The organism is Nonomuraea sp. MTCD27, assembly GCF_041950495.1.
Lineage (GTDB): Bacteria > Actinomycetota > Actinomycetes > Streptosporangiales > Streptosporangiaceae > Nonomuraea.
The window spans coordinates 290,037-314,808 of record NZ_JBGNUW010000006.1 but is presented as its reverse complement, the minus strand read 5'-3'; the positions used below and the strand labels follow the sequence as shown (position 1 = coordinate 314,808).

At 72.6% G+C, this 24,772-nt stretch carries 23 protein-coding genes; 6 read left to right on the top strand and 17 right to left on the bottom strand.

The genetic code is table 11. The features are described 5' to 3' along the window. Positions 1-5 precede the first annotated feature (5 nt). The 4 genes from ACBJ59_RS20355 to ACBJ59_RS20340 all read right to left on the bottom strand — a co-directional run bounded on the left by ACBJ59_RS20355 (position 6) and on the right by ACBJ59_RS20340 (position 5,574). The gene (locus ACBJ59_RS20355; RefSeq protein WP_375111782.1) at positions 6-554 is read right to left on the bottom strand and encodes a MauE/DoxX family redox-associated membrane protein; all 549 of its coding nucleotides are present in this window, start codon (positions 552-554) and stop codon (positions 6-8) included. Positions 555-582: 28 nt separating this feature from the next. Next, positions 583-756, bottom strand: coding sequence for a hypothetical protein (locus tag ACBJ59_RS20350; protein ID WP_364131312.1), 174 nt, complete (start codon positions 754-756; stop codon positions 583-585). A gap of 305 nt (positions 757-1,061) precedes the next feature. After that, on the bottom strand, positions 1,062-2,201 hold the full coding sequence (locus ACBJ59_RS20345) for an acyl-CoA dehydrogenase family protein (protein WP_375111781.1): 1,140 nt from the start codon (positions 2,199-2,201) through the stop codon (positions 1,062-1,064). A 19-nt stretch (positions 2,202-2,220) separates the two neighbouring features. Then, a complete protein-coding gene (locus ACBJ59_RS20340) occupies positions 2,221-5,574 on the bottom strand; it encodes an indolepyruvate ferredoxin oxidoreductase family protein (RefSeq protein WP_375111780.1) in 3,354 nt (1,117 codons plus the stop codon). 176 nt (positions 5,575-5,750) lie between these two features. On the opposite strand from ACBJ59_RS20340, the gene ACBJ59_RS20335 reads away from it, so the two are divergent. After that, positions 5,751-6,197, top strand: coding sequence for an Lrp/AsnC family transcriptional regulator (locus tag ACBJ59_RS20335; RefSeq protein ID WP_375111779.1), 447 nt, complete (start codon positions 5,751-5,753; stop codon positions 6,195-6,197). Between the two features lie 2 nt (positions 6,198-6,199). Here the strand turns inward: ACBJ59_RS20335 and ACBJ59_RS20330 are convergent, their stop codons facing one another. Both ACBJ59_RS20330 and ACBJ59_RS20325 read right to left on the bottom strand, forming a co-directional pair. Next, entirely contained in the window at positions 6,200-7,612 is a 1,413-nt protein-coding gene (locus tag ACBJ59_RS20330) for a hypothetical protein (protein WP_375111778.1), read from the bottom strand. Between the two features lie 23 nt (positions 7,613-7,635). Then, complete coding sequence (locus tag ACBJ59_RS20325) at positions 7,636-8,442, bottom strand: helix-turn-helix domain-containing protein (RefSeq protein WP_375111777.1); 807 nt, start codon at positions 8,440-8,442, stop codon at positions 7,636-7,638. 132 nt (positions 8,443-8,574) lie between these two features. Here ACBJ59_RS20325 and ACBJ59_RS20320 point away from each other — a divergent pair, with 132 nt between their 5' ends. After that, positions 8,575-9,132 carry a carboxymuconolactone decarboxylase family protein gene (locus tag ACBJ59_RS20320; RefSeq protein ID WP_375111776.1) on the top strand — a complete coding sequence of 186 codons (558 nt, stop codon included), beginning with the start codon at positions 8,575-8,577 and terminating at the stop codon, positions 9,130-9,132. Between the two features lie 38 nt (positions 9,133-9,170). Here the strand turns inward: ACBJ59_RS20320 and ACBJ59_RS20315 are convergent, their stop codons facing one another. The 10 genes from ACBJ59_RS20315 to ACBJ59_RS20270 all read right to left on the bottom strand — a co-directional run bounded on the left by ACBJ59_RS20315 (position 9,171) and on the right by ACBJ59_RS20270 (position 18,764). Then, on the bottom strand, positions 9,171-10,085 hold the full coding sequence (locus tag ACBJ59_RS20315; protein ID WP_375111775.1) for an alpha/beta hydrolase family protein: 915 nt from the start codon (positions 10,083-10,085) through the stop codon (positions 9,171-9,173). A 100-nt stretch (positions 10,086-10,185) separates the two neighbouring features. Beyond that, entirely contained in the window at positions 10,186-12,927 is a 2,742-nt protein-coding gene (locus tag ACBJ59_RS20310) for an AAA family ATPase (protein WP_375111774.1), read from the bottom strand. Positions 12,928-12,990: 63 nt separating this feature from the next. Then, on the bottom strand, positions 12,991-13,437 hold the full coding sequence (locus tag ACBJ59_RS20305) for a hypothetical protein (protein ID WP_375111773.1): 447 nt from the start codon (positions 13,435-13,437) through the stop codon (positions 12,991-12,993). Next, positions 13,434-13,853, bottom strand: a complete 420-nt coding sequence (locus tag ACBJ59_RS20300; protein WP_375111772.1) for a helix-turn-helix domain-containing protein — start codon at positions 13,851-13,853, stop codon at positions 13,434-13,436. Before ACBJ59_RS20300 ends, ACBJ59_RS20305 begins: the two co-directional genes overlap by 4 nt. A 28-nt stretch (positions 13,854-13,881) precedes the next feature. Continuing rightward, entirely contained in the window at positions 13,882-14,244 is a 363-nt protein-coding gene (locus ACBJ59_RS20295) for a hypothetical protein (RefSeq protein WP_375111771.1), read from the bottom strand. A gap of 45 nt (positions 14,245-14,289) precedes the next feature. Continuing rightward, the gene (locus ACBJ59_RS20290) at positions 14,290-15,276 is read right to left on the bottom strand and encodes a branched-chain amino acid ABC transporter permease (RefSeq protein WP_375111770.1); all 987 of its coding nucleotides are present in this window, start codon (positions 15,274-15,276) and stop codon (positions 14,290-14,292) included. Next, positions 15,273-16,133: a branched-chain amino acid ABC transporter permease gene (locus ACBJ59_RS20285; protein WP_375111769.1), complete on the bottom strand. Its 861-nt coding sequence runs from the start codon at positions 16,131-16,133 to the stop codon at positions 15,273-15,275. The genes ACBJ59_RS20290 and ACBJ59_RS20285 overlap by 4 nt, the downstream gene beginning before the upstream one ends. A gap of 22 nt (positions 16,134-16,155) precedes the next feature. Beyond that, positions 16,156-16,815: an ABC transporter ATP-binding protein gene (locus ACBJ59_RS20280; protein WP_375111768.1), complete on the bottom strand. Its 660-nt coding sequence runs from the start codon at positions 16,813-16,815 to the stop codon at positions 16,156-16,158. Further along, positions 16,812-17,567, bottom strand: coding sequence for an ABC transporter ATP-binding protein (locus ACBJ59_RS20275; protein WP_375111767.1), 756 nt, complete (start codon positions 17,565-17,567; stop codon positions 16,812-16,814). Before ACBJ59_RS20275 ends, ACBJ59_RS20280 begins: the two co-directional genes overlap by 4 nt. A gap of 3 nt (positions 17,568-17,570) precedes the next feature. Further along, positions 17,571-18,764 carry an ABC transporter substrate-binding protein gene (locus ACBJ59_RS20270; RefSeq protein ID WP_375111766.1) on the bottom strand — a complete coding sequence of 398 codons (1,194 nt, stop codon included), beginning with the start codon at positions 18,762-18,764 and terminating at the stop codon, positions 17,571-17,573. 107 nt (positions 18,765-18,871) lie between these two features. On the opposite strand from ACBJ59_RS20270, the gene ACBJ59_RS20265 reads away from it, so the two are divergent. The 3 genes from ACBJ59_RS20265 to ACBJ59_RS20255 are packed head-to-tail and all read left to right on the top strand — an operon-like array spanning position 18,872 to position 22,293. Continuing rightward, positions 18,872-19,684 carry a PaaX family transcriptional regulator C-terminal domain-containing protein gene (locus ACBJ59_RS20265; RefSeq protein ID WP_375111765.1) on the top strand — a complete coding sequence of 271 codons (813 nt, stop codon included), beginning with the start codon at positions 18,872-18,874 and terminating at the stop codon, positions 19,682-19,684. A gap of 29 nt (positions 19,685-19,713) precedes the next feature. Next, positions 19,714-21,186, top strand: coding sequence for a long-chain fatty acid--CoA ligase (locus ACBJ59_RS20260; protein WP_375111764.1), 1,473 nt, complete (start codon positions 19,714-19,716; stop codon positions 21,184-21,186). A 6-nt stretch (positions 21,187-21,192) separates the two neighbouring features. Then, complete coding sequence (locus ACBJ59_RS20255) at positions 21,193-22,293, top strand: 5-methyltetrahydropteroyltriglutamate--homocysteine S-methyltransferase (RefSeq protein ID WP_375111763.1); 1,101 nt, start codon at positions 21,193-21,195, stop codon at positions 22,291-22,293. On the opposite strand, the gene ACBJ59_RS20250 is transcribed toward ACBJ59_RS20255, so the two are convergent. Next, positions 22,290-23,537, bottom strand: coding sequence for a Gfo/Idh/MocA family protein (locus ACBJ59_RS20250; protein ID WP_375111762.1), 1,248 nt, complete (start codon positions 23,535-23,537; stop codon positions 22,290-22,292). The genes ACBJ59_RS20255 and ACBJ59_RS20250 overlap by 4 nt on opposite strands. Before the next feature lie 73 nt (positions 23,538-23,610). Here ACBJ59_RS20250 and ACBJ59_RS20245 point away from each other — a divergent pair, with 73 nt between their 5' ends. Next, positions 23,611-24,738 (top strand): ROK family transcriptional regulator, encoded by a 1,128-nt coding sequence (locus ACBJ59_RS20245; protein WP_375111761.1) that lies wholly within the window; start codon positions 23,611-23,613, stop codon positions 24,736-24,738. Positions 24,739-24,772 lie beyond the last annotated feature (34 nt).

Here is a 24,772-nt window from a genome sequence, read left to right as displayed (position 1 = left end):
GCTCCTCAGGGGCGGCGCGGCTGGGCGGCGAACAGGTCGGCGAGGTCGTCGAAGAAGATCACGATGACGGCGAGCACGGCCCCGACCAGCACGCTCAGGGAGACGCCCGCGGGATGCGGAGAGGTGCTGCCCGGCACCGGCCCGCCGGCGACGTGCGCGAGCAGCCCGGCCGCGACGAGCGCGAGCAGCCCGGCGTTGCGGACGAGGTGGCGCCCGCCGAGCGGCGTTCCGGTGACGCCGAAGCACCTGCACGGCGTCGTGGAGCCCGAACGCATCGCCCTGACGATGCCGGCGCAGAAACCCGCCAGGACGGTGCCGGCCAGCACCAGGCCGGCCCGCACTGTCCCGGAGATCGCCAGCAGTACGACGACGCATCCTTCCGCGAGGACGACCGCGCCGCTCAGCGCCGTGGAGGCCCGCGACCCCAGAGGGACCAGGCCGCGCACGGACACGCGGAAACTCGCGAACGCGGACTTGCCGCGCACCTTTCCGAGCACCGCCACCAGGAAGACGACTGCTATCGCCACCCGGCAGGCCGGCACGACGTACTGCATGGCTGTCACTGGGGATCGGAAGGACGCGTCAGCAGTAGTCGAAGCTGCCGCAGCTGACCGTGCCGTTGTGGTCGTGGTAGCAGCAGGTTCGGCAGAACTTGCCCTGGCAGCACCATTCGGTCCAGCACGCGGCCGAGGCGTCGGCCGAGGGCAGGAGCTTGTCGAGGAAGCGGTCTCCCAGCTTGTTGAGTGCGCGGATCATGGCGACCTCCTTGCGGGGGGATCTTTACGCGCCCACAGTCACTCAGCAACAGCACCTAGTTAACGGAGAGATTGGCCGACATCGGGGGGCACGTTCGGCAGGTCGTGATCTTGACATACGGGTGTTCTCCTCAATGCCCACGTCGCGATCTTGCCGGCGGGTGCGTGAGTGACGGCGGGCGGATCGTGGAGATTCTCGCGGCGTACGACCTCACGGACGGTCACCGTGCCGCGGCCGGGCCCCGGGCACAAGACGGCGAACCCCGCCGCCGAGCACCGGCAGGCGGGGTTTTCACAGGTCGGAGGCTATTTGGCCAGATGGCGGCTGATCACCAGCCGCTGGATCTGGTTCGTGCCCTCGAAGATCTGCATGATCTTGGCCTCGCGCATGTACCGCTCCACCCGGAACTCCCGCGTGTACCCGTACCCGCCCAGCACCTGCACCGCGTCCGTGGTCACCTTCATCGCCGCGTCCGTGGCGACCAGCTTGGCCACGCTCGCCTGCCGGCTGTACGGCAGCCCCGCGTCCCGGCGCCGGGCCGCGTCCAGGTACGTCGCCCGGGCGCTGTCCACCGCCGCCGCCATGTCCGCCAGCAGGAAGCCGAGCCCCTGATGGTCGATGATCTTCTTGCCGAACGTCTGCCGCTCCTTGGCGTAGGCCACGGCCTCGTCCAGGGCGGCCTGGGCCAGGCCGGTGGCGCAGGCGGCGATGCCGAGGCGGCCCGAGTCGAGGGCGCTGAAGGCGATCTGCAGGCCCTGGCCCTCCTCGCCGATGAGCCGGTCGGCCTCCAGGACCGCCCCGTCCCAGTGCGCGCTGGTCGTCGGCACCGCGTGCAGGCCCATCTTCTCCTCCGGCCGGCCGAACGTGAGCCCGTCGGCCGAGCCCGGCGCGAGGAAGCAGGAGATGCCGCGCGAGCCCTCGCCCGTGCGCGCGAACAGGGCGTAGAAGTCGGCGATGCCGCCGTGGGTGATCCACGCCTTGTTGCCGGTGATCCGGTAGCCGGTCTCGACCCGCTCGGCCCGGCACGTCAGCGCGCCCGCGTCGGACCCGGCCTGCGGCTCCGACAGGCTGTAGCCGCCGATCAGGTGGCCGGCCAGCATGTCGGGCAGCCACCGGTCACGCTGCTCCGGGGTGCCGAAGGTGGCCACCGGGTAACAGGCGAGCGTGTGCACGCTGGTCGCCACCGCGACGGCCGCCCAGCGCATCGCCAGCTCCTCGATCACCTGAAGGTACACCTCGTACGGCTGCCCGCCGCCCCCGAGTTCCTCCGGGTACGGCAGCCCGAGCAGCCCCGCCGCGCCCAGCGTGGCGAACAGCCCCTCCGGGTACGTCTCGGCGCGCTCATGCTCGTCCACCCGGCGTGCCAGCTCCTTGTCGGCGATCTCCCGGGTGAGCTCGATGAGGTCCCTGGCGTCCTGGCCGGGGAGCAGGCGGTCGACGGTCACAATCACTCCTGGTAGTAGGTCACGGGGCAAGGGCTTCCAGGGCCTCGCTCGCGCGGGCCCGGAACTCGGCGACGCGGGCGAGCTTGATGTCCTCGTACCCCCGGACCAGGTCCGGCAGGCCCGCGATCTCCGTCACGGCCGCCGCGGTGGCGGGGGTGAGGCGGGTCAGGGCGGTACGCACCAGCTCGCGGTACTCGGTGACCAGCTCGCGCTCCACCCGGCGCACCTCGGCGCGGCCGAACACGTCGAACGCCGTCCCGCGCAGCACCCGCGCCGCGCGCAGCCCGCGGAAGAGCACGCCGGCCGAGCGGCGTACCTTGATCTTGCGCTTCATGCCCATCGCGCGCAGCACCGGCGGGTGCAGCAGCACCGAAACGACCGCGTCCGCGCCGAACTCGCGCTCGCGCCGCTCCCGCTCGGCGGGGTCGAGGTGGAGGCGGGCGACCTCGTACTCGTCCTTGTAGGCCATCAGCTTGTGCAGGCCGCGGGCGTAGGCGAGGGCGATCGCGGCGCCCGCCTCCTCGCCCGCCCGCTCCACGGCCAGGGCCGTCACCTGGCGCACGTCCTCGGCGTACGTACGGGCGTAGGTGGCGTTCTGGTAGCCGGTCAGGTCGGCCACCCGCCTGGCCACCACGTCGTCCAGGCCCTCGGGCTCCGGCTCGGCGCCGGGCAGGACGGCCGCGCGCACGGCCTCCGGGTGGGACACGACGGCGCGGCCCCAGCGGAAGGCGGCCAGGTTCTGCTCGACGGAGGCCCGGTTGAGCTCGATGGCCCGCTCGATCGAGGCGGCGCTGACGGGCAGGCAGCCCTGCTGGTACGCGGCCCCGAGCAGCAGCAGGTTGGCCGGCATGTGGTCGCCGAACAGCGCCTCCGACAGCGCGTGGGCGTCCACGCAGACCTGCTCCCTGGTGGCCGACTCCACCCGGGCCACCGCGGCGGCGTGCCCCGGCACCGGCACGCGGCCGGTCACCATGGCGGCGGTGGGCACCACGGAGGTGTTCAGCACGGCGACGGTGCGCTCGCGCGCGGCCACGGCCAGGGTGGCGTCGGCCGCCGCGCCCAGCACGTCGAACCCGATGAGCACGTCGGCCCCGCCCCGCGAGGCGCGTACGGACCCGGCCGGCGGCCGCTTCGAGATCCGCACGTCGCTGACCACGGGCCCGCCCTTCTGCGCCAGCCCGGTCTGCTCCAGCCCGGCCGCGTGCAGCCCGTCGAGGTGGGCGGCCATCTGCAGGATCTGCGAGACGGTGACCACGCCGGTGCCGCCGATGCCGGGCATCCTGATCAGCACCTCGTCCCTGGCCTCCGGGATCGGCTCCGGCGAGCGCACGGGCAGATCGGGCGCCTTCCGGGGCTTCCTGGTGGTGCCCGGCTCGACCAGCAGGAACGAGGGGCAGTCGCCCTTGAGGCAGCTCAGGTCGGTGTTGCAGGAGGCCTGGTGGATGCGGGTCTTGCGGCCGTACTCGGTCTCGACCGGCTGCACGGACAGGCACGTGGAGACGTCGCCGCAGTCGCCGCAGCCCTCGCAGACGCGCTCGTTGATCACGACCTTCTGGGTGGGCGTGGGCAGCTTGCCACGCTTGCGCAGCCGCCGCTCCTCGGCCGCGCACCGGTCGTCGTGGATCAGCACGGTCACGCCGCCCAGCGCGGCCAGCTCCTTCTCGACCTCGGGCAGGTCGTCGCGGTGCCGTACGGACGCGATCGGCGCCAGCCCGACCCCCCGGTACGTCTCCGGCTCCGGCGTCGTCACCACGATCCCGCGCACGCCCTCGACGGCCAGCTCCTGCGTGAGCGCCGGCACGTCGAGCCGCCCCTCCGCGCGCTGCCCGCCGGTCATGGCGACGGCGTCGTTGTAGAGCAGCTTGTACGTCATCGACACCCCGGCGGCCACGGCGGCCCTGATCGCCAGGGAGCCGGAGTGGTGGAAGGTGCCGTCCCCGAGGTTCTGCACGAAGTGCCGGTCCTCGGTGAACGGCGACAGCCCGATCCACTGGGCCCCCTCGCCGCCCATCTGCGTGATGCCGACCTGGGTGCCGCGCCCGTGCCCGTCCAGCGCGATCATCGCGTGGCAGCCGATGCCCACGCCGACCAGCGTGTCGTCCGAGGTCCGGGTGGAGGTGTTGTGCGGGCAGCCGGAGCAGAAGTAGGGGGTGCGCGCCGCCACCACCGGCAGCAGGCCGCGCCCGCGCTCCCGGCGGGGCGGGGCGATGCCCAGGCACTTCGCGATCGCCCCGGCCACGTCCTCGGCGCCCAGCGTGCCCCGGGCGGTCAGCAGCTCCCTGCCCACGACGGCCGGGGCCCGCTCGCCTCCGTACAGCGCCTGCTTGAGATGCCCCTCCAGGAACGGCACCTTGTCCTCGACCACCAGCACCCGGTCGAGGTCGGACGTCATGGCGGCCAGCTCGTCGTACGCGAGCGGGAACGGCATCGCGAGCCTGATCAGCCGCAGCCCGTGCTCGTCCATGGCCGCCTCGTCCAGCCCGAGGTCCGCCAGGGCCCGCTCGACGATCGCGTAGGTGGCGCCGGAGGCGATGACGCCCAGGGTGGTGTTGCCGGCCCCGGACATGACCCGGTTCAGGCCGTGGGCCCGGGCGTACGCGCGGGCCAGGTCCAGGCGGCGGGTGAGCATGTCGTGCTCGGCGTCGAGGGCGGCCGGGCCGAGCAGGATGGGGGCCGGGCCCCTGGAGGCCGTCGCGGGGGCGGGGATGTGCTCGCGCAGCGGGGCGAGGTCCACCGTGGCGGACGCGTCGGCGATGTCCGCGACGATCTTCAGGCCCACCCAGAGGCCGGTGGCGCGCGACATGGCCACCGCGTGCAGCCCGAACTCGACGATCTCCGCGACCGAGCCGGGCGCGAGCAGCGGCATGGACAGGCTCTGGCACATCGGCTCGCACGAGCTGGGCAGGGTGGAGGACTTGCAGCCGGGGTCGTCGCCGATCCAGGCCACCGCGCCGCCGAGCGGGGCCGTGCCCGCCACGTTCGCGTGCCGGATGGCGTCGGCGGCCCGGTCGAGGCCGGGGTTCTTGCCGTACCAGAAGCCCGTCACGCCGTCGTGGCGCCGGCCCGGCACCTGCTCCAGCAGCTGCGTCCCGGCCACCGCCGTGGCCGCCAGCTCCTCGTTGAGCCCGGGCTTGAACACCACGCCCGCCGGCTCCAGGAACCGCGCCGCGCGCCCCATCTCCAGGTCCACGCCGCCCAGCGGCGAGCCCTGGTAGCCGGTGACGAACGCCCGGGTGTCCAGACCGCGCTCCTCGTCCAGCCGGCGCTGTTCCAGCGTCAGGCGGACCAGGGCCTGGATGCCCGAGATGAGCACCCTGCCGTCGAGCGCCGTGTACTTGTCGTCGAGTGACACGGGGGCGGGAGTCTCGCTCACGCTCGAACCTCCTGGCTTGTGGTACGTGCCCGCTTGATGTGTCCGGTGGATCCCAGCACAGCAATGAGGGCATGATGTGCGCAAGTATTAGATGAGAAAGCGGGCCTAAGACGCAAACAATATGAGTTCATGGGCTTCGTGGCTGAGGTTATTTGCGCCTGAAGGAGGCGTTCCCGGTGCCTGACGTGGACGAGATCGATCACCATGTGCTGCGGCTGCTGCGCGAGGACGGGCGCAGGACGTTCTCGGAGATGGCCGAGCTCGTCGGGCTGTCGGTGGCGGCGGTCAAGCGGCGGGTCGACCGGCTCAAGGAGATCGGCGTGATCACCGGCTTCTCGGTGCAGATCGACTACGCCAAGCTGGGGTGGGGCATCGAGGCGTTCACCGAGCTGCGCTATCCGGGCACGACGCCGGTCAGCGAGATCATCCGCACCGCCACGGACGTGCCGGAGGTGCAGGCGGTGTTCACGATCGCCGGCGATCCGGACGCGCTGATCCAGGTACGCGTGCGCGACCTGGGGCACCTCCAGCAGGTCATCGACCGGCTGCGCCGGGCAGGGGACGTCACGGGCACGAAGACGCTGCTGGTGCTCGGGTCGTGGACCCGGGACCTGCCGAGGTGAGCTCAGGGGGTGCGGCCGGTGTCGTCGCGGCGGGAGAAGTAGCGTACGAGCAAGCCGATCGCGAGCAGGACGGCCACGCCGAGACCGAGCATCCAGACCGACACGCCGGTCAGGGGCAGGGACCGGCCGGTGTGGTGCGCCGGGGGCGGCACGTCCTGGCCGGCGGCCGGGGCGGGGGCGGCCCGGGGCTGGTCCCTCGCCGGCTTCTCCGCCGGGCCCTCGCGCCTGACGTGCCCGTCCTTGCGCTCCTCCGCCCTGGGGGTCGCCGGCTCGGCGGGGGCGGGAGCGGGGGCGGGCTCGACCTCCGTGCCGGCGCAGGAGCGGTTGCCGGAGGTGTCCTCCTCCTGGCTGCCGGTGTGGACGGTGGCGCAGCTCTCGAACGTGCCCGCGGCGTCCGGGGTGACGGCGAACGTGAACGTCCGGCTCTCGTCCGGGGCCAGCGCGCCGATGGGGCAGATCAGAGCCGGCCCGTCCCCGGTGCACTCGGCGGGCCGGTCGGCGATGCGGCTCGCGGTGTGGTCCCGTACGAGGACGTCCCTCGCCTGCGAGGGGCCGTGGTTGGTCACCGTCACGGTGTAGGTGATGGTGTCGCCGGCCATCGCGGCGGACGGGCCGCTCTTGAGGATCTCGACGTCGGCCATGGTCCGGGTCTGCGTGACGAACCGGGTCTCGTCGCCGCCCGTGACCTGGACGCGGCTGGTGAGGGGCGTGCCCTCCGGCAGCGCGGGGTCGGTGGTGACCGGGACCTCGTAGGTGACGCTCTGCCCGGCCGGGACCGTCAGGCCGGGCCCGCCGCAGGTGACGGTGCGGTCGGTGCGGGAGCAGCCGGCGGGGAGGTGACCGGGGGTGAGGTTCCGGTCGAGCAGGTCGGTGACGGTGACGTCGCCGGCGTCCTGGCCGCCGGTGTTCGTGACGGTCAGCGTGTGGACGGCCTCGGCGCCGATGACCACCGGGTCCGGGGTGACGGACTGGACGATGCGCAGGTCGGCGGGCCCGGGGGACGGGGGCATGACCGGGTCCCCGGCGCGCGGGCCCGCGTCGGGGCCCGGACCGGCGCCGGGGCGGGGGCCCGAGCGGGGGGCCGGGCGGGGATGGGCGGCCGGACCGGGCGCGTCGCCGGGGCCGGTCACGGCGCGGGGACGGGGCGCGTGGCCGGCCGAGGCGGGTGCGGGGCTCGGGGCGCCGCCGGCGGCGGCCGGTGCGGGGTCGGCCGCGTCGGCGGCCGCGTCGGCTGCCGGGACCGAGGCGGCCCAGCCCCCGCCCAGGGTGGCGAACGCGATGATCGTCGCGATCCCGGGCCTGCCCATGTCGTACCCCCGCCTGAAAGTGCCGTCGTGCCTGCTCGACCCGGGGGTGATCCTCCTACCGCCCGGCGGGCCCGCGGTGGCGATCAGACCGCAACCAGGCATTCCCATGACCGACTCTTTACCTGGGCGGGTCACGTCCAGCGGTGCCGCTCGGTCTCGAGGTCGGCCGGGTAGAAGCTCTCCACCCGCAACTCCTGCGCCGTGATGTCCTGGGGGGTGCCCACCGTGGTGATCATCGAGAAGTAGCTCACGGTCACCCCGCCCTTCGCGAAGATGACCGGGATGATCGGCAGCACCGTGGCCGCCAGGTCGGGCTCGCGCCAGGCGGCCGGCAGGTCGGGGCGGGAGAGCACCTCGGCCAGCAGCGCCCGGGTGGCCGGGTCCGGCACGCCGCCCACGGCCTCCCGGTGCACCCGCTGGATGAGGGCGGGGGCGACCTGCTCCCAGTTGACGACGTGGGGACGCAGCTCGCGCGGGTCGAACATGAGCCGCACGACGTTGGCGGTGGCGCTCGCCGGCGGGTCGCCGCGCAGGTGAGCGAACATGACCTCCGCGGGGCGGTTGGCCTGGGTGATGTTCCAGTGGCGGTCCATCACCACGGCCGGGTACGGCTCGTGGTGCGCCAGCACCCGCTCCAGGGCCGCCCGGACCCGGGCCATGGCGGGCCCGGCGAGGTCGCTCTCGCGGTAGGCGGGGGCGTACCCGGCGGCGAGCAGCAGGTCGTTGCGCTCCCGCAGGGGCACCTGCAGCGCGCCCGCCAGCGTGATCACCATCTCGCGGCTCGGCGCCGACCGGCCGCTCTCGATGAAGCTGAGGTGCCGTGGCGAGACCTGCGCGTGGTGGGCCAGGGCGAGCTGGCTCATCCGCCGGGCCTGCCGCCAGTAGCGCAGCAGGTAACCCAGCGGGTGCTCCGTCGGCCGGAGAGCTGATGTCCTCACCCTCGACAGTCAACGACCTGCGGCGTCCGCGCGCACTTCCCTCCGAGGGAATTGGAACGGCGCGCCGGCGACCCGACAGTGGTGGCTGCCGGCCGGGGACCGACCCGCGGCCGGAGACACCGGAGGTCTGAGATGACCGTCTTCACCGTTCACTCCGTCGACTCGGCGCCGCAGCCGTCCCGGCAGCCGCTGGACGAGCTGCGGCAGCGGGTGGGGTTCGTGCCCAACCTGGCCGGGGCGATGGCCGCGGCCCCGGTCGCCATCGACGGGTTCAACCAGCTGCAGCGCGCGCTGCGGCAGACCACACTCACCGGGGCCGAGCGGGAGGTGGTGGGCCTCGCGGTCAGCGTCGCCAACCGGTGCCCGTACTCCGTGGCCGCCCACTCCGCCTTCGCCGGGCGGGAGGGCGCCGCGCCGGAGGTGATCGAGGCCCTGCGGGCCGGCAAGGACGACCTGCCGGAGGAGCGGGCGGCCGCGCTGGCCACGTTCGCCAGGGCCCTGCTGCGGACCGGCGGGCACGTGGGCCAGGACGTGATCGACGCGCTGCTCGGCGCCGGTTACACCCGGGCCCAGGTCCTGGAGGTCATCACGCAGGCGGCGTACACGATCATGGCCAACTGGGTCGCCAATGTGACCGGCACGCCGCTCGACGCGGCACTGGCGGGCAGGGCCTGGAACGGCGTCGCCTGACCCGGCGCTCCCGGGAGAGGACAGGCCGATGGCGGAGGTCAGGAGCTGGGGCAGGTGTGGCGGTACTCCTCGATCGACAGGCCGCTGGGCGGCGGGCAGAGGAAGCGCTCGTAGCGGGTGTCGTCGTCGACGAACCGCTTCAGCCAGGCCACCATCGACTTGGCCATCGTGGTGTTGGTGGTCTGCGGGAAGAAGTGGCTGGCGTTGTTCAGCTCCAGGTACGCCTTCTCCGACGAGGACGGGATGCTGTTGTAGAACGGCTCCGAATGGGTGGTCACCGAGGCGACGCTGTCGCTCTCACCGCCGATGATCATGGTCGGGACCTGGATGCCCGACCAGTTCTTGGTCAGGTTCCAGGGCGCGAGCGGCACCGCCGCCTGCAGCGACGGCCGGTCGTCGGCGGCCTCCAGCGAGCCGCCGCCGCCCATCGAGTGGCCGGCCACCGCGAGCCGGGAGCCGTCGATGCGGCTGCGTACCGTGGTCGAACTGTCCTCGACCAGGTAGTCGAGCGCCGCCAGGAGCTGGCGGCCCCGGCTGGCGGGCTGGTCGTAGACGGAGTTGGTCTCGATGCCGATCACCACGAATCCGTGGGAGGCGATCCTCGGGCCGAGCCAGGACAGGCTGGACCACCTGGCGGTGTACCCGGGAGAGATGGCGATCGCGCCGAACGTTCCCTGGCTGGTGTCGGTCGGGTAGTAGATCGTGCCGCCGCCGAAGCCGCTCACGCTGAGCGAGGAGACGCTGGTCTGCGCGGTCGCGAACGGGCCGCGGCTGGCCTCCAGGATGGCGTCGGTGGGGTCGGGGCCGCGGTCGTACGGGCCGGCCGCCGCCTGGGCGGGGGTGGCGGCCGCCAGGGCGCCGCCGATCAGTGAGACGGTGAGGGCGAGCTTGGTCAACGTTCGCGCGCCGGATCGGGGGGTGGAGAGCTGCACGTCGTCATACTCCCTGCTCATCGGGGGCTCACTGGGGAGCTCACCGGGGGGTGACTGCTGTCTGTCGCCATTGTTCGGATGCGCAGTCAGCCGTGCATCGGTGAAATCACCGGTCCTTCGATCAGGACATGAGGCGTACCAGTTCGACGCGGGAGCGGATGCCGAGGCGGCTGAAGATGTTCCTGAGGTGGTGCTCGACGGTACGGCGGCTGAGGAAGAGCTGCTCGGCCACCTCCTTGTTGGTCGCGCCCTCGGCCACCATGCGGGCGATCTGGAGCTGCTGGGCCGTGAGCTGCCCCGTGGTCGCGTCCATGGCGGGGCGGACGGGGTCGCCGGAGGCGCGCAGCTCCGTCCTGGCCTGCTCGGTCCACAGGCGGGCGCCGTACCGCTCGAAGGTCTCCAGCGCCGAGTGCAGGTGGGTCCTGGCCGCGCCGGGGCGGCGGTCGCGGCGCAGGGCGCTGCCGTACAGGAGCTGCGTACGCGCCGCCTCGAACTCGTACACGCCCTGCCCGTGCAGCTCCATCGCCTCCCGGAACAGCTCCTCGGCCTCCCCGGGCCCGGCCAGCAGCGCGCGGCAGCGGGACACCAGCGCGCGCAGGTCGGGGCTGCGCGTGCTGCCCACCCAGCGTTCGAGCACCCGCAGCGCCGAGCGGGCCCGCTCCTGGTCGCCGGTGCGCGCGCACGCCTCGATGAGATGCGGCGTGGCCATGACGCGGATGACGACGTGGTTGTGGTTGCGCCGCTCGGCGCGCAGCCGGTTGGCGGCGTCGGCCGGGCGGCCCGCGGCCAGGTCGAGGTAGGCCAGCGCCCAGTTGCCGATGGCGCCCGCGATGCCCAGGTCGTGCGCGTCGGCCAAATCGATGGCGGCGTCCGCGCGCACCCGGCAGGTCTCCTGGTCGCCCTCGACGGCCGCCGTGATCGCCAGCCAGGCCAGGTGCTGGGCCGCGGTGTTGAGCTGGCCGGTCTCCTGGGACAGGCGCAGGCCCTGGGCGGCGGTCGCGGCGACGGAGGTGTAGCGGCCCATCCAGATCTGCGGGTAGATCATGTACTCCAGGAGCTGCGGCATGGCCGAGGCCGCGCCGCGCACGCGGGCCAACTCGACGGCGCGGGCCGACAGCCGGTGGGCGGTGGCGTCCTCGCCGAGGAGCATGCTGGCCACGCAGGCCCAGACGAGCACGGCGGGGTCGCGTACCGACCCGGCCAGCTCGACGACCCGGCGCAGCGGGGCGGCCGCCTCCTGGTGCGAGCCGCTGAAGGTGGAGGCCATTCCGGCCAGATACTCGAACATGAGCTGCGTCGGCACCGTCTCGTCGGGGCGGCGCAGCGCGGCGGCCTGCCGGGCGATCGCGATGAACGCCCGGTTGTCGCCCGCGCGGTAGCTGGCGTCGGCGGCCCGGACGAGCGCTCGCACGCCGAGCATGCGGTGGCTCTCCAGCAGCCAGGCGGCGGCCGAGAGCAGCTCCTCGCGGGCGCTGCCGGTCTCGCCGCCGAGCAGTTCGAGGCTGCCGTGCAGGAGCTGGACGTGGGCGCGCAGCTCGTCCGGGGCGGCCAGGCTGCGCAGCCTGGCCAGGAGCGAGCGGGCCACCTGGGGGCGGCCGGCCACCCACGCGTGCCGGGCGGCGGCGGCCAGGCGCTCGGCCTTGGCGGGGTGGTCGTGCTCGGTGAGCTCGGCGGCGCGCTCGAGGGCCAGGTACGGCTCGGGGTAGGCGCGGGGCGGGCAGGCGTCGAGCGCCGCCGCGGCCAGCTCGTCGGCCAGCCGCTCGGCCGGGCCGTCCAGGGCCCAGGCGCGGTGCCAGGCCCGCCGCAGCCGCTGCCCCCCGCCGTCCCCGGGGTCCTCCAGCAGGGCGGACAGCAGGCGGTGGGCGCTGCGCCGCCGCAGCAGGGAGGCCCCGTAGTACGCCACCCCGCGCACCGCCGGGTCGCGGAAGTCGTAGCGGTCGCCCGCGGAGAGCAGGATGCCCGCGCGCTCGGCCGGTTCCAGCGCCGTGAGCGCGCACGCCGGCCGGGCCGCCCGGATCAGCGTCGGCACGTCGAGCCCGGGGTCGGCGGCGATCAGCAGGAGCAGCCGCCGCGCCTCCTCCGGCAGGTCGGCCAGGCGGGCGGCGTGGGCCCGCCACAGCCGCCCGTCCCTGGGCAGCGCCGCGGGCGGGGCGGCCAGGCCGGCGAGCTGGTCGGGGGTGAGCGAGCCGATCAGCTCGGCCAGGGCGAGGGGGTTGCCGCAGGCGATCTGGTCCAGCGCCGCCAGGAGGTCCTCGGCCACCTTCCCCGGCGCCAGGTCACCGGCCAGCTCGCGTACGGCCGCCGCGTCCAGCCCGGCCAGCTCCCGTGCCGGGATGCCGTCGGGCACGCCCGTACGCGCCGTGAACAGCAGCGCCACCGGCTCGGCCGACACCCGCCTGGCCGCGAACGACAACACCTCCTGGCTGGCCGGGTCCAGCAGGTCCACGTCGTCCACGCAGGCCAGGACCGGCTGCCGGGCGGCCACCGCCGACAGCAGCCCGAGCACGGCGGCGGGCAGCGCCAGCCCGCCGGCGGCCGTACCGGACTCCAGGGCCGAGATCAGGGCGAGGGACTGGGCGTCGGGCAGGGCGGTGGCGGACGCGGCGACGGGGCGCAGCAGGCCGTGCAGCCCGGCGTACGGCAGCCGCGACTCGGCCGCCACCCCGGAGACCCGTAACAGCCGGAAGCCGTCGGCGGCATGCGCGGCGGCCAGGTCGAGCAGCGCCGTCTTCCCCATGCCCGGCGCGCCCACCAGCAGCAGCGCCCCGCCGGATCCCGCACGGGCGCCGTCGAGCAGCCGCCGAAGGGCGCGCTCCTCCTCGTCACGACCGCGCAGCGGGGGTGCGCACTTGACAGGGGACATGCCGTCCAGTGTTACGCGCGGATGTCATGTCTGAAAGGGGACGTTCAGGAGAGACCGGTGATTTCACCGATACGTGGTCTCCGCCCGTACGGCGAAGCGCACCGAGGCCACTTCCGTGTCTTCGACGTCGAAGAGCCATTCATAGACCCGGCCCGCAGGCAAAGGCAGGGAAGGGACGGAAATGGCGAAGCTGAGATTCATGGGGACCTGCTCCATGATCTCATCCGGCGGTTCCGCGTCACGCAGCTCCAGGGTGCCTTCGAAGCCCACGGCACGAGTTTCCCCGTCCCCGTGGAGCACCTTGACTCCGTTGCGGTCCTCGTCCACCAGACGGAGCCGGAAACGCAGCGCTTCTCCGGCCTCGTCCCACGGCACGCGAAGGAAGCCGCTCACGGCGGACGGCGGGATGGCCGGGCCGGTCACCGACCATCCTGCTCCCAGCATGTGCACTTTGCCCGATGACTTGTCCGTGGTGGCGGAGTCGGCCAGGACAAGAAAGCCTTCGATCACAGAGTCGCCTGCTTCAGATCAAGGCTGCCCGTCCCGGAAGTCACCCCTGCCCCCGTCGGCCCCGTTTCCTCCGCGAAGCCGACAGCGTGGACACAGACCCGTGCGGCCGTGGAACTCGTGGTCGAGGCGCTCGCTGGAGCAGTGACGACATGCACCACCTCCGCGCCGACGGCCAGGGCATAACGACGGATCGTCGACAGATGCGGGTCGCCGCCCAAACGCTCGAAGTCGGAGACCGCCGGCTGGCTGCGGCCCATACGCTCGGCGACCTCGGCCTGGGTGAGCCCGCGCTGCTTGCGGATGGCCACGAGCGTCTCGACGAGGCGCATGTCGCGGTCGATGGCCGCATTCTCGCGTTGCACGTCTGGGTCGGCCAGGTCGATGCCCAGTAGTTCCGCGACGTTGGGATCCATCATCGGTCGGCCTCCTCGTATCGGGTTAACCTTATATTCTCCGCAACCAGTCGGCCAGACGGTCCCGGGCCCTGGCGATGACTCGTTCCTGGGCGCCCTTGCTCCCCTTCACATGGAAGGCCAGCCCGAGCAGGACGTGTCCTCCTTGGGGGCCGTGCGCGAAGTAGAGCCGGTATTCGCTGCCGACATACGTCAGACGGGCCTCGAACAGCCCTTGTCCGAGCGACTTGGTGTCGCGCGGCAGGGCGCGGTTGTACTGGATCCTGCTCAGAAGTGCACCGAGCTCCTTCTTGGGAGGGCCGTCCCCCAGCACGTCCTGGATTTCTTCACTGACGACGGGACGCCCGGTTTCGGTGCGATAGAACTGCCACTCGGCATCGGGAGTCTCTCCCATGTCGCACGTCCCGTGGCTTCAGGTGGCCGGCAGAAGCCCCTGAATTTACCGGTGGCGGCGCTTCTCCGGCGAAGGATTGCCGCGTTTTCGCTGCAGGCGGCCGGAGACGGCGGGGACCAGGCCGTGCGGCATGAACAGCACCACCACGATCAGTACGAGCGCGTACACCGCGTACGACAGCACGCTCGGCGCGTACGTGGGCATCCCCGGCAGCGAGGCCAGGCTGTCCAGCCCCTGCACCAGCAGCGTGATCGCGGTGGCCCCCACCACGGCCCCCCAGATCGTGCCCAGCCCCCCGACCACCGCCATCACGATGTACTGGATCGAGATGAGCACCGGGAACGACCCCGGCGCCACGTAACCGGTGTAGAAGCAGTAGATCCCCCCGGCCAGCCCCGCGAAGGCGGCCGACAGGGCGAAGACGACCAGCTTGTAGCGTCCCACCGGGATCCCCGACGAGGCGGCCGCGGTCTCGCTGGTGGCCAGCGCGCGCAGGGCGCGGCCCGGACGGGAGGTGATGACGTTGTGGGTCACCAGCATCACCAGCGCCAGCCCGCCCCAGGTCATGTACGCGTACGCCGCCGCGCTCCCGACCTCGAACGGCCCCACGCTGAACTGCGGGATGCCCTGGAGCCCGATGTCCCCGCCGGTGAACTCCAGCTGCCCGGCCAGGGAGAGCAGGATGAGCTGCATGGCGAGCGTGGCGAAGGCCAGGTGGTGGCCGCGCAGGCGCAGCAGCGGGGTGCCGATGACGAGCGCGGACACGGCAGCGGCCACGGGTGCGGCGACCAGCCCGGCCACCGGCGGGACGCCGCCGAGGGAGAGGAGCGCGGCGGTGTAGGCGCCGATGGCGTAGAAGGCGCCCTGGCCCAGCGACACCTGCCCCGCGTAGCCCATCAGGAGGGAGACCCCGACCGTCACCATCGCGGCCAGCCCGAGCAGGATGTACACGGCCAGCACGCTGTCGTCGAGCACGGCGGGCAGGACGAGCGTCACGGCGGCCACCAGGATCCCGGCCGCGAGCCTGATCATGCGGACTCCTCGGAGATGGCCGAGCGGCGGCTCGCCTGCACGATCATGACGACGATCATGAGACCGAGCGCCACCTCCAGCTGGTGGGAGCCGTAGCCGTAGCCGGCGGCCATGGTCTCGGCCACGCCGAGCAGCAGCGCCCCGGCCAGCGCGATCACCGGCCGGGTGAGGGCGCCGAAGACGGCCGCGGCGAAGCCGTTGACGATCAGCGTGACGTCGGTGTCGAACGAGATCGGCCGCAGAGGCGTCACCAGCACCCCGGCGATGCCGCCGAGCAGCCCGCCCAGCGCGAACGCCAGCAGCCCCATCCGCCGGGTGTCGATGCCGACGACGCGGGCGGCGTACGGGTTGGAGGCGCACGCGGTCAGCGCCTTGCCCAGGTAGGTACGGCCGAAGAAGAGCGCCAGCACCACGAACGTGGCCGCCGTCACGCCGATGACCAGCAGGTGCTGCGTCTGGATGCGCGCCCCGGCCACGGTCAGCGAGCCCGCCAGCCCGGGGGCCGAGCGCGGCTGGTCACCCCACAGGACGATCTCCACGGCGTACGCGAGCACGCCCACGCCCAGGGTGACGATCAGCGCGGAGAGGGGGGTGGTGCCCGGTTTGCCGATGGCGGCCAGGCCCGTCAGGAGCCCGGCCACGGCCGCCGCCAGGACGGCGGCCAGCTCGCTCAGGCCGTGCGGGAAGCCGAGGCCGAGGAGGGAGGACGTGCACAGGCCGGCGATGACGGCGAACGTGCCCTGGGCGAAGTTCACCACGCCGGTGACGCGGTGGATGGTGACCAGGCCGCTGGCGATCAACGCGATCGCGCATCCGACCGCGAGGCCGTTCAGGAGGTAGGTGAGGAACGCGCTCACGCCGTCGCCCCCTTCGGGCCGCTCATGTGATCGCCCCGCCCAGGTACGCGCTGGCCACCCTGGGGTCGTCGGCCAGGTCCGCGCATTCGCCCTCGGTCACCACCCGCCCGACCTCCAGCACGTACGCCCGCGAGCACAGGTCGAAGGCCAGCCGCGCGTTCTGCTCGATGAGCAGCACGGTCAGCCCCTGCGTCCGGTTCAGCTCGGCCAGGTGCGCGGCCAGGTCGGCGGTGACCTGGGGGGCCAGCCCGAGCGACAGCTCGTCCACGACCAGCGCCTCGGGGCGCGACATCATGGCCCGGCCGAAGGCCACCATCTGCTGCTCGCCGCCGGACAGCACCCCTGCCCGCCGCCCGGCCAGCTCGGCCAGCCGGGGGAGGAGGTCGTACACGAAGGAGGGGTCGCGCAGGCCGGACCGCCAGCCGCCGAGGGCCAGGTTGTCGGCGACGGACAGGTCCGGGAACAGCTGGCGGCCCTCGGGGATGAGCGCGAGCCGGCCGCCGATCCGCACCGTGCCCGAGGCGGGGGCGAGCAGCCCGGCCAGCGTGTTCGCCAGGGTCGACTTGCCGGCGCCGTTCGGGCCGAGCAGGGCGACCATCTCGCCCTTGCCGACCGTGAGGGTGACGTGGTCCAGCGCGGTCGCGGTGCCGTACGAGACCACCAGGTCCTGGACCTCGATCATGAGGCCTGTCCGAGGTAGGCGGCGAGCACCAGCGGGTCGGCCCGCACCTCGGCGGGCGAGCCGTCGGCGATGACCTGGCCCAGGTCGAGCACCACGACGCGGTCGGCCAGCCGGGTCACGAACGCCACGTCGTGCTCGATGAGCAGGATCGTCAGCCCGCCCGCCCGCAGCTCCTCCACCAGCGCCGCCAGCCGCTCGCGCTCCTCGCCGCGCAGCCCGGAGGCGGGCTCGTCGAGCAGCAGCAGCCGGGGCCGCGCGCACAGGGCGCGGGCCAGCTGCAGCGCCCGCTGCTGCCCGATCGGAAGCCGGTCGGCGGGCCGGTCCGCCCACCCGGTCAGGCCCACGCGTTCGAGGGCCGCGTCGGCCTCGGCCGCGATCTCGCGCTCGTCGTGCCGGTGCCGCGGCAGCCGCAGCGCCGCCGAGACGAACCCCGCCCGGGTACGCCCGTGCAGCCCCACCATGACGTTCTCCCTGACCGTCATGCCGCGGAACACCCGGGCCGCCTGGAAGACGATCGACATGCCCAGCCGGGCCCGCCGGTGCGGCGCGAGCCGGTCAACGCGGTGCCCCAGGAAGGAGATCTGGCCGTGGTCGGCCGCCAGGTGCCCGGTGATCAGGTTGAACAGCGTGGACTTGCCGGCTCCGTTCGGGCCGATGACGCCGCAGACCTCGCCGTCCGCGACGCTCAGCGAGACGTCGCGGACGGCGTAGACGCCCCCGAAAGAGCGTGAGACCCCGGTGACCCGCAGCACGCCTCACCCCGCCGCGGTGACGGTCTTGGTGAGCTGCTCCTTGGCCCACTCGGTGGGGACGAACTGGCCGTTCTTCACCGTGTTGACCGAGATGAACTCGGGCGACAGGCCGGAGTGGTCGGTGGGGGAGTAGCGGAAGCGGCCGTTCGGCGTGATCAGGTCCATGCTCTCCAGCGCCTGCTGGATCTTGGTCTTGTCCGTGCTGCCGGCCTTCCTGATCGCCTCGAACAGCAGCAGCGAGGCGCTGTAGCCGTCCTGGGCGAACTGCGGCGGCGGGTAGCCGTGCTTCTGCTGGTACGGCTTGGCCATCTGGTCGATGATCTGCTTCTGCTTCCCGTCGGGCAGGTGGTCGCCGACCACGCCGATGGCGCTCTGCACGGTCATGCCCTCGGCCGCGGTGCCCATCGGCTCCAGCCACAGCTTGCTGGCCTGCGACGCGGTCAGGAACAGCGGAGTCTTGAGCCCGGAGGCCACGTACTGCTTGGCGGCCGTCACGCCGGGCGCGCCCGAGCCCCAGAACACCAGCGCCTCGGCCTTGGAGTCGCGCACGTGCTGGAAGACCGCGCTGAAGTCGGAGGTGGTGGTCTCGTACGGCTCGTCCACGGCGATCGTCACGCCGTACTTGGGGGCCAGGGCCACCATGGACTCGTGGCCGGAGACCGAGTAGGCGCTCTTGGAGTCCCACGCCACCGCGATCGTCTTGATGCCCTCGGCCTGGATGTACTGCAGGTAGCGCTCGGCGTACATGCTGGACAGGGCGGGCGTGACGAAGATGTACGACTTGATCGGCTCGACCTGCTCCTGGGCCGGGGCCAGCGACAGGTACGGCATCTTCTCGCGCTGCGCGAGCGGCTCGACCGCCAGCGCCGCGTTGGAGAACACCGGCCCGATCAAGGCGTCGATCTCGCCCTTGATCTGGTTGTAGGCCACGATGGCCTGGTCGGGGGCGGTCTTGTCATCGCGCGGGACCAGCTCCACCTTGCGGCCGAGCAGCCCGCCCTGCGCGTTGACCTGCTCCACGGCCAGCTCGACGGCTTTCTTGTCCTCGCTGCCGAGCGGGGTGTAGTTGCCGGTCAGGGAGACGATGAGGCCCACCTTGATCGGATCCTGCCCACCGGATCCGCCTCCTTCTCCGCCGCCGCCACAGGCGGTCACGGCCAGGAGGAGACAGGCCAGGGACGGTAGAAGCCTGCGCATCAGAACCTCCTGGACCGGGCGATGTGGCCCCGAATGTAGGCAGGTACATTACGGCTGTCAATAGAGTGCCGAATATCTGGAGACAAGCTGTTATGAGGCCTCAATCGGTGATTCTGACCTTCCTCGGAGATCACGTATATGGCCGGGGGATCTGCGTTTCGTCGCGCAGCTTCATCGAGGCGTTCGGCAAGGTCGGCATCTCCGAGGAGGCCACGCGCTCGACGCTGACCCGGATGGTCCGCCGGGGGCTGCTGCGCCGGCAGCGCTCGGGGCGGCGCATGTACTTCGGGCTCACCCCGACCAGCAGCGAGGTGCTCAAGGACGGCGAGCGGCGCATCTGGCACAGCGGCGTGGTGAACGACGCCGACGAGGACCGGTGGACGCTGATCGGCTTCTCGCTGCCGGAGTCCTGGCAGCGGCAGCGGCACGAGCTGCGGTCGAGGCTGGTGTGGGCCGGGTTCGGCCCGCTGCAGAACGGCCTGTGGATCGCTCCAGGCGAGGTGGACGCGGCCGGGGTGATCGAGGACCTGGGCGCGAACGTGAAGGTCTTCGCCGCCGAGCCGCGGCACCCGACCGACATGCAGGCCCTGGTCGGGGACGCGTACGACCTGGCCGGGCTGGGCGCCCGCTACCGGGCGTTCCTGAGCCGCTGGGACCAGGCCGACCCGGCGCCCGACGCCCCCGACGACCTGGCCCGGTCGCTGACGCTGCTCACCGGCTGGCTGCAGATCATCAGGACCGACCCGCGGCTGCCGCTGCGCTACCTGCCGCACGACTGGCCGGCCGAGAAGGCGCAGCGGGTCTGCCACACGCTGCACGAGCGGTTCCGGCCGGAGGCGGAGCAGGTCGTGGCGCGGTTGCTGGACACCGTTCCCGATGAAACCTGGGAGAACGGTGACAGCGATCACATAGTGGCCTAATTTGAGGGCTTGAGCCTCAAGGAGTGCCGATGCGGAATCAGGGGATCGGCTCGTGGCCGGCGCGCAGGGCCCGCATGACGCCCGGCCGGGTCGCGCTGTCGTACCGGGGTCGCGACCACACCTATCGTGACCTGCGGGAACGCGTGAACCGGCTGGCCTCGGCGCTGGACGTGCGGCGCGGCGACCGCATCGCCTTCCTCGGGGTCAACCAGCCGTCGATGGTGGAGACGTTCTTCGCGGCGGGGCTGCTGGGCGCGGTGTTCGTGCCGCTCAACACCCGGCTGGCGGAGCCCGAGCTGCGCTTCATCCTGGAGGACGCCGATCCGGCGGTGCTCGTGCTGGGGGAGGAGCGGGACGGCGAGGGGCTGCCGGGGCGCCACCTGCCGGCCGCCGGCTACGAGGCGCTGCTCGCGTCCGGCTCGCCCGAGCCGATCGACGAGCCCGTGGGCCAGGACGACGTGTGCCTGATCATGTACACGTCGGGCACCACCGGCCGTCCCAAGGGCGCCATGCTCACCCACGCCAACCTGACCTGGAACACCGTCAACCTGCTCGTGGACGTGCCGCTGGCGCACGACGAGGTGGTGCTGATCAGCGCGCCCCTGTTCCACATCGCGGCGCTGGCCCAGACGCTCGTCCCGAGCGTGCTCAAGGGCGGCCGGGTGGTCCTGGAGTCGTCGTTCGACGTGGAGCGCACGTTCGACCTCATCGAGGCGGAGCGGGTGACGGTGATGTTCGGGGTGCCGTCGATGTTCGGCCTCCTGGCCCGCTCGCCGCGCTGGGCCACGGCCGACCTGTCGAGCCTGCGGCACCTGCTGTGCGGGGGCGCGCCGGTGCCCGAGCCGCTGATCCGGCTCTACCAGGAGCGCGGGCTGACGTTCCTGCAGGGGTACGGCATGACGGAGGCGGCGCCCGGCGCGCTCTTCCTCGGGGCCGAGCACTCCATCGACAAGGCCGGGACGGCCGGGGTGCCGTGCTTCTTCTCCGACGTCCGGCTGGTCGCCCCCGACGGCTCGCCCGCCGCCCCGGGGGAGCCCGGCGAGCTGTACGTCCAGGGCCCCAACGTGATGCCCGGCTACTGGCGGCGGCCCGAGGAGAGCGCCGAGGTGCTGTCCGCCGACGGCTGGTTCCGCTCGGGGGACGTCGGCGTCGCCGACGAGGACGGCTACGTGCGCATCTCCGACCGGATCAAGGACGTGATCATTTCCGGCGGGGAGAACATCTATCCCGCCGAGGTGGAGAGCGCCCTGTACGAGCACCCCGCGGTCGCCGAGTGCGCGCTGATCGGCGTGCCGGACGAGAAGTGGGGTGAGGTGGGCAAGGCCCTGGTCGTCCTGCGGCCCGGAACGGTGGCCGATGGTGACGAGCTGCTGAAGCACCTGGACGGCCGGCTGGCCCGCTACAAGATCCCGAAATATCTGCAATTCGTGGCTGAACTACCCAAGAACGCGGCGGGCAAGCTCCTCAAGGCCCCGCTGAGAAAGCTCTACGGAGAAGGATGATCTTCCATGCGTACCTCACCGCCTTTCCGCGCAGACCATGTCGGCAGCCTGCTCCGCCCGGCCGCGCTGCTGCGCGCCCGTGAGACCCTCACCGGCGACGCGCTGCGGGAGGCCGAGGACGAGGCGATCCGGGACGTGGTGCGCAAGCAGCAGGAGGCAGGGCTGCAGAGCGCCACGGACGGCGAGTTCCGCCGCGCCTCCTGGCACATGGACTTCATCTACCGGCTCGGCGGCATCGGCCAGGCCGCCGACGAGCACATCACGGTCCGCTTCCACAACGAGCAGGGCGACATCGAGTTCACCCCTGCCGCGCTGCGCGTGCACGACCGGATCCGGCTCACCGAGCCGATCTTCGCCGACGACTTCGCGTTCCTGCGCGACACCGTCGGCACGGCGGTGCCCAAGCTGACCATCCCCTCGCCGAGCATGGTGCACTACCGGGGCGGGCCGGCCGCGATCGACCCGGAGGTCTACCCGGACGTCGAGGAGTTCTGGCGCGACCTGAGCGCGGCCTACGCCGAGCAGGTCCGCCGGATCGGCGCGCTGGGGTGCACGTATTTGCAGTTCGACGACACGAGCCTGGCCTATCTCAACGACCCGGCCCAGCGGGCCGAGCTGGCCGGGCGCGGCGACGACGCCGAGCACATGCACCTGCGCTACATCAGGCAGATCAACGCCGCGCTCGCGGCCAAGCCGGCGGGCATGACGATCACGACGCACATGTGCCGCGGCAACTTCCGCTCCTCCTGGGCCGCCGCCGGCGGCTACGACTTCGTCGCCGAGGCGCTGTTCGGCGAGCTGAAGGTGGACGGGTTCTTCCTGGAGTACGACGACGAGCGGTCGGGCGGGTTCGAGCCGCTGCGGTTCGTGCCCCCGGGCAAGATGGTCGTGCTCGGGCTGGTCACCACCAAGCGGGGCGAGCTGGAGTCGAAGGACACCCTGAAGCGGCGCATCGACGAGGCGGCCAAGTACATCGACCTGGACCAGCTCTGCCTGTCGCCGCAGTGCGGGTTCTCCTCGACGGTCGAGGGCAACCGGCTCACCGAGGACGAGCAGTTCGCCAAGCTCCGCCTGATCGCCGAGACCGCCCAGGAGGTCTGGGGCTAGAGGGTCACCACGGAGCCGGTGTGGCGGGCGCGTTCGGCGGCCCAGACGACGCGGTGCGTCATCAGGCTCTCGGCCGCGTCCGAGCGCAGCAGCGAGCCGTCACCCGAGGCGACGGCGGCCAGGAACGCGTCCGTCAGCCCCTCGTCGCCGCCGCCGTGCCCGTCCGCCGCCGACGGGCCCGCCACGCCGTCCGTGGTGACGGTCTCCTCCTCGCCGGTGCGGAAGTCCACCACGCGCAGCGTGCGCCCGTCGCCGTCGATGTAGCCGTGGGTGCCGAACAGGCGGGTGCGCCGGTGCTCCATCGGGGTGAACGCGCTCATCGTGAACGAGCAGGTCCCGCCGTCGTCGAACTCCATCACCACCTCCTGGTGGTCGACGACGTCGTTGTCGCAGGCGTACACGCACCTGCCGTACGGGCCGGTGCGCAGCGCGTCGAGCACCGCCTCCTCGGTCCGTCCCGGCGTGACCGCCGACAGCGGCCAGAACTCGCTGTCCGGGTCCCCGAGGCAGCCCAGGTAGAGGCGCTTGGCCGAGTACGGGCACGACGGCTCCAGCGGGCAGTCGAGACACCGGTCGGCCGCCTCGGCGGGCCGCTCCTCGGCGCGGAAGTGCGACAGGGAGCCGAACGACGACACCCGGGACGGCGGCCGGCCGAACAGGTGCACCAGCCAGTCGATGTCGTGGCACGCCTTGGCCAGCAGCATCGGCGCCGAGGTGTCCTGGCGCCGCCAGTGCCCGCGCACGAACGAGTGCGCCTGGTGCCACCACCCCACCGGCTCCAGGTGCTGCACGCTGACGAGCCGCCCGATCCGCCCCTCGTCCAGCAGCTCCTTCACGACCTTCGTGTACGGCGTGTAGCGCAGCACGTGGCAGACCGCGAGCATGATGCCGTTGCGCCGGGCGGCCTCGGCGATGCTGATCGCCTCCTGCTCCTCCGTCGCCATCGGCTTCTCCAGGAGAATGTGGTAACCGAGGTCCGCCAGCGTCACCGCGGGATCGGTGTGCAACCGGTCGTGCGTGGCGATGATCGCCGCGTCCGCCAGCCGCCCGTCCGCCGCCAGCTCCTTCCAGTCGGAGTAGACCTGCTCCGGCACGATCCCGAACTCCGCCGCGAACGCCGCCCGGCGTTGCGGATCGGGCTCGGCCACCGCCACCACCCGCCCCGCGCCCGTGGCGTGCGCGCGGCGCGCGTAGGTCAGCCCTCGCAGGCCGCCGCCGACGACGGCTAGAGTCACCTCAGTCATGGAACCTTCCCCGAAGAAATATCATGGAGAGCATCATTATTCGGTCTGAGGAAGCAGACAGCAAGGGGGGCCGATGGCGGCGGAGATGAGCGGCGGGGATCTGTCGCGGCTGCGGCAGCTCAACGCGCTGGCCGTGATCAAGGTGCTGCAGGGCCGGCCGTCGCTCACGCTCACCGAGGTCGCCAAGCGCACGGGGCTGTCGCGGGCCTCGACCGAGGACGTGGTCCGGGAGTTGCTGCAGAAGGGCTGGGTGGCCGAGGCCGGGGCCACGGCGGGCGGGGTGGGCCGCCCGGCCAGGCGCTACCGGTTCCGGGCCGACGCGGGCCGGGTGCTCGGCGTCGACATCGGCGGGCACAAGATCCGCGCGGTGGTCGCCGACCTCGACGGCGACGTGCAGCACAGCGCCCGGGTCCCGGTCACGCCCGAGATGGGCCGGCTCGAACGCCTGGCGGCGGTGGACCGGGCGGTCGCGGAGTGCCTGGAGGGCGCCGGGCTGACCGGGGGCGACGTGTGGGCCTCGGGCGTCGGCACGACCGGCCTGGTGGACGGCGCGGGCAAGGTCATGCTGTCGGAGGCGCTGCCCGAGTGGACCGGCGTGGACCTGGCCGCGCACGTGCGCCGGCTCGTCCCGGCCCCGGTGCTGGTCGAGAACGACAGCAAGCTCGCCGCCCTGGCCGAGTGCTGGCGCGGCGTGGCCCGCTACGCCAAGGACATGGTGTTCCTGCTGGCCGGGCTCCGCACCGGCGCGGGCCTGGTCATCGACGGCAAGCTGCACAAGGGCTTCGGCAACGCCTCGGGCGAGATCGGCGCGCTGCCGGTGCTCGGCTGGATCCGTGCCCAGGAGCACCTGAGCGACGCCAACGGCGAGGCGGGCGACGTGTTCGCCGCCGCCCGCAACGGCGACAAGGCGGCGCTCGCGGCCGTGCGCCGCTACGTCAAGGACCTGGCGCTGGGCGCGTCCGCGCTGGTCCTGACGCTGGACCCGCAGATGGTCGTGGTCGGCGGCGGCTTCTCGCGCTCGGCCGACGTGCTCATCGAACCGCTCAGGCGCGAGCTGGACCGCTGGTGCATCCGCACCCCCGAGGTCCGCATGTCGGCGCTGGGCGACGAGGCCGTGGTGCTCGGCGCCGTACGCCTCGCGCTCGACGACGTGGAGGACCGCGTGCTCGACGGCCGCACCCCGCTCGTGAGCCATCTGTAACAAAGCCACTCTTGCCAACAATTTTCCTGGACTC

What these genes read in the sequence shown, in the direction of transcription:
- ACBJ59_RS20355 (WP_375111782.1), bottom strand. Translation starts at nt 554, where the DNA reads ATGCAGTACGTCGTGCCGGCCTGCCGGGTGGCGATAGCAGTCGTCTTC.
- ACBJ59_RS20350 (WP_364131312.1), bottom strand. Translation starts at nt 756, where the DNA reads ATGATCCGCGCACTCAACAAGCTGGGAGACCGCTTCCTCGACAAGCTC.
- ACBJ59_RS20330 (WP_375111778.1), bottom strand. Translation starts at nt 7,612, where the DNA reads ATGGGAATGCCTGGTTGCGGTCTGATCGCCACCGCGGGCCCGCCGGGC.
- ACBJ59_RS20320 (WP_375111776.1), top strand. Translation starts at nt 8,575, where the DNA reads ATGACCGTCTTCACCGTTCACTCCGTCGACTCGGCGCCGCAGCCGTCC.
- ACBJ59_RS20315 (WP_375111775.1), bottom strand. Translation starts at nt 10,085, where the DNA reads ATGAGCAGGGAGTATGACGACGTGCAGCTCTCCACCCCCCGATCCGGC.
- ACBJ59_RS20310 (WP_375111774.1), bottom strand. Translation starts at nt 12,927, where the DNA reads ATGTCCCCTGTCAAGTGCGCACCCCCGCTGCGCGGTCGTGACGAGGAG.
- ACBJ59_RS20300 (WP_375111772.1), bottom strand. Translation starts at nt 13,853, where the DNA reads ATGATGGATCCCAACGTCGCGGAACTACTGGGCATCGACCTGGCCGAC.
- ACBJ59_RS20295 (WP_375111771.1), bottom strand. Translation starts at nt 14,244, where the DNA reads ATGGGAGAGACTCCCGATGCCGAGTGGCAGTTCTATCGCACCGAAACC.
- ACBJ59_RS20290 (WP_375111770.1), bottom strand. Translation starts at nt 15,276, where the DNA reads ATGATCAGGCTCGCGGCCGGGATCCTGGTGGCCGCCGTGACGCTCGTC.
- ACBJ59_RS20280 (WP_375111768.1), bottom strand. Translation starts at nt 16,815, where the DNA reads ATGATCGAGGTCCAGGACCTGGTGGTCTCGTACGGCACCGCGACCGCG.
- ACBJ59_RS20270 (WP_375111766.1), bottom strand. Translation starts at nt 18,764, where the DNA reads ATGCGCAGGCTTCTACCGTCCCTGGCCTGTCTCCTCCTGGCCGTGACC.
- ACBJ59_RS20260 (WP_375111764.1), top strand. Translation starts at nt 19,714, where the DNA reads ATGCGGAATCAGGGGATCGGCTCGTGGCCGGCGCGCAGGGCCCGCATG.
- ACBJ59_RS20255 (WP_375111763.1), top strand. Translation starts at nt 21,193, where the DNA reads ATGCGTACCTCACCGCCTTTCCGCGCAGACCATGTCGGCAGCCTGCTC.
- ACBJ59_RS20250 (WP_375111762.1), bottom strand. Translation starts at nt 23,537, where the DNA reads ATGACTGAGGTGACTCTAGCCGTCGTCGGCGGCGGCCTGCGAGGGCTG.
- ACBJ59_RS20245 (WP_375111761.1), top strand. Translation starts at nt 23,611, where the DNA reads ATGGCGGCGGAGATGAGCGGCGGGGATCTGTCGCGGCTGCGGCAGCTC.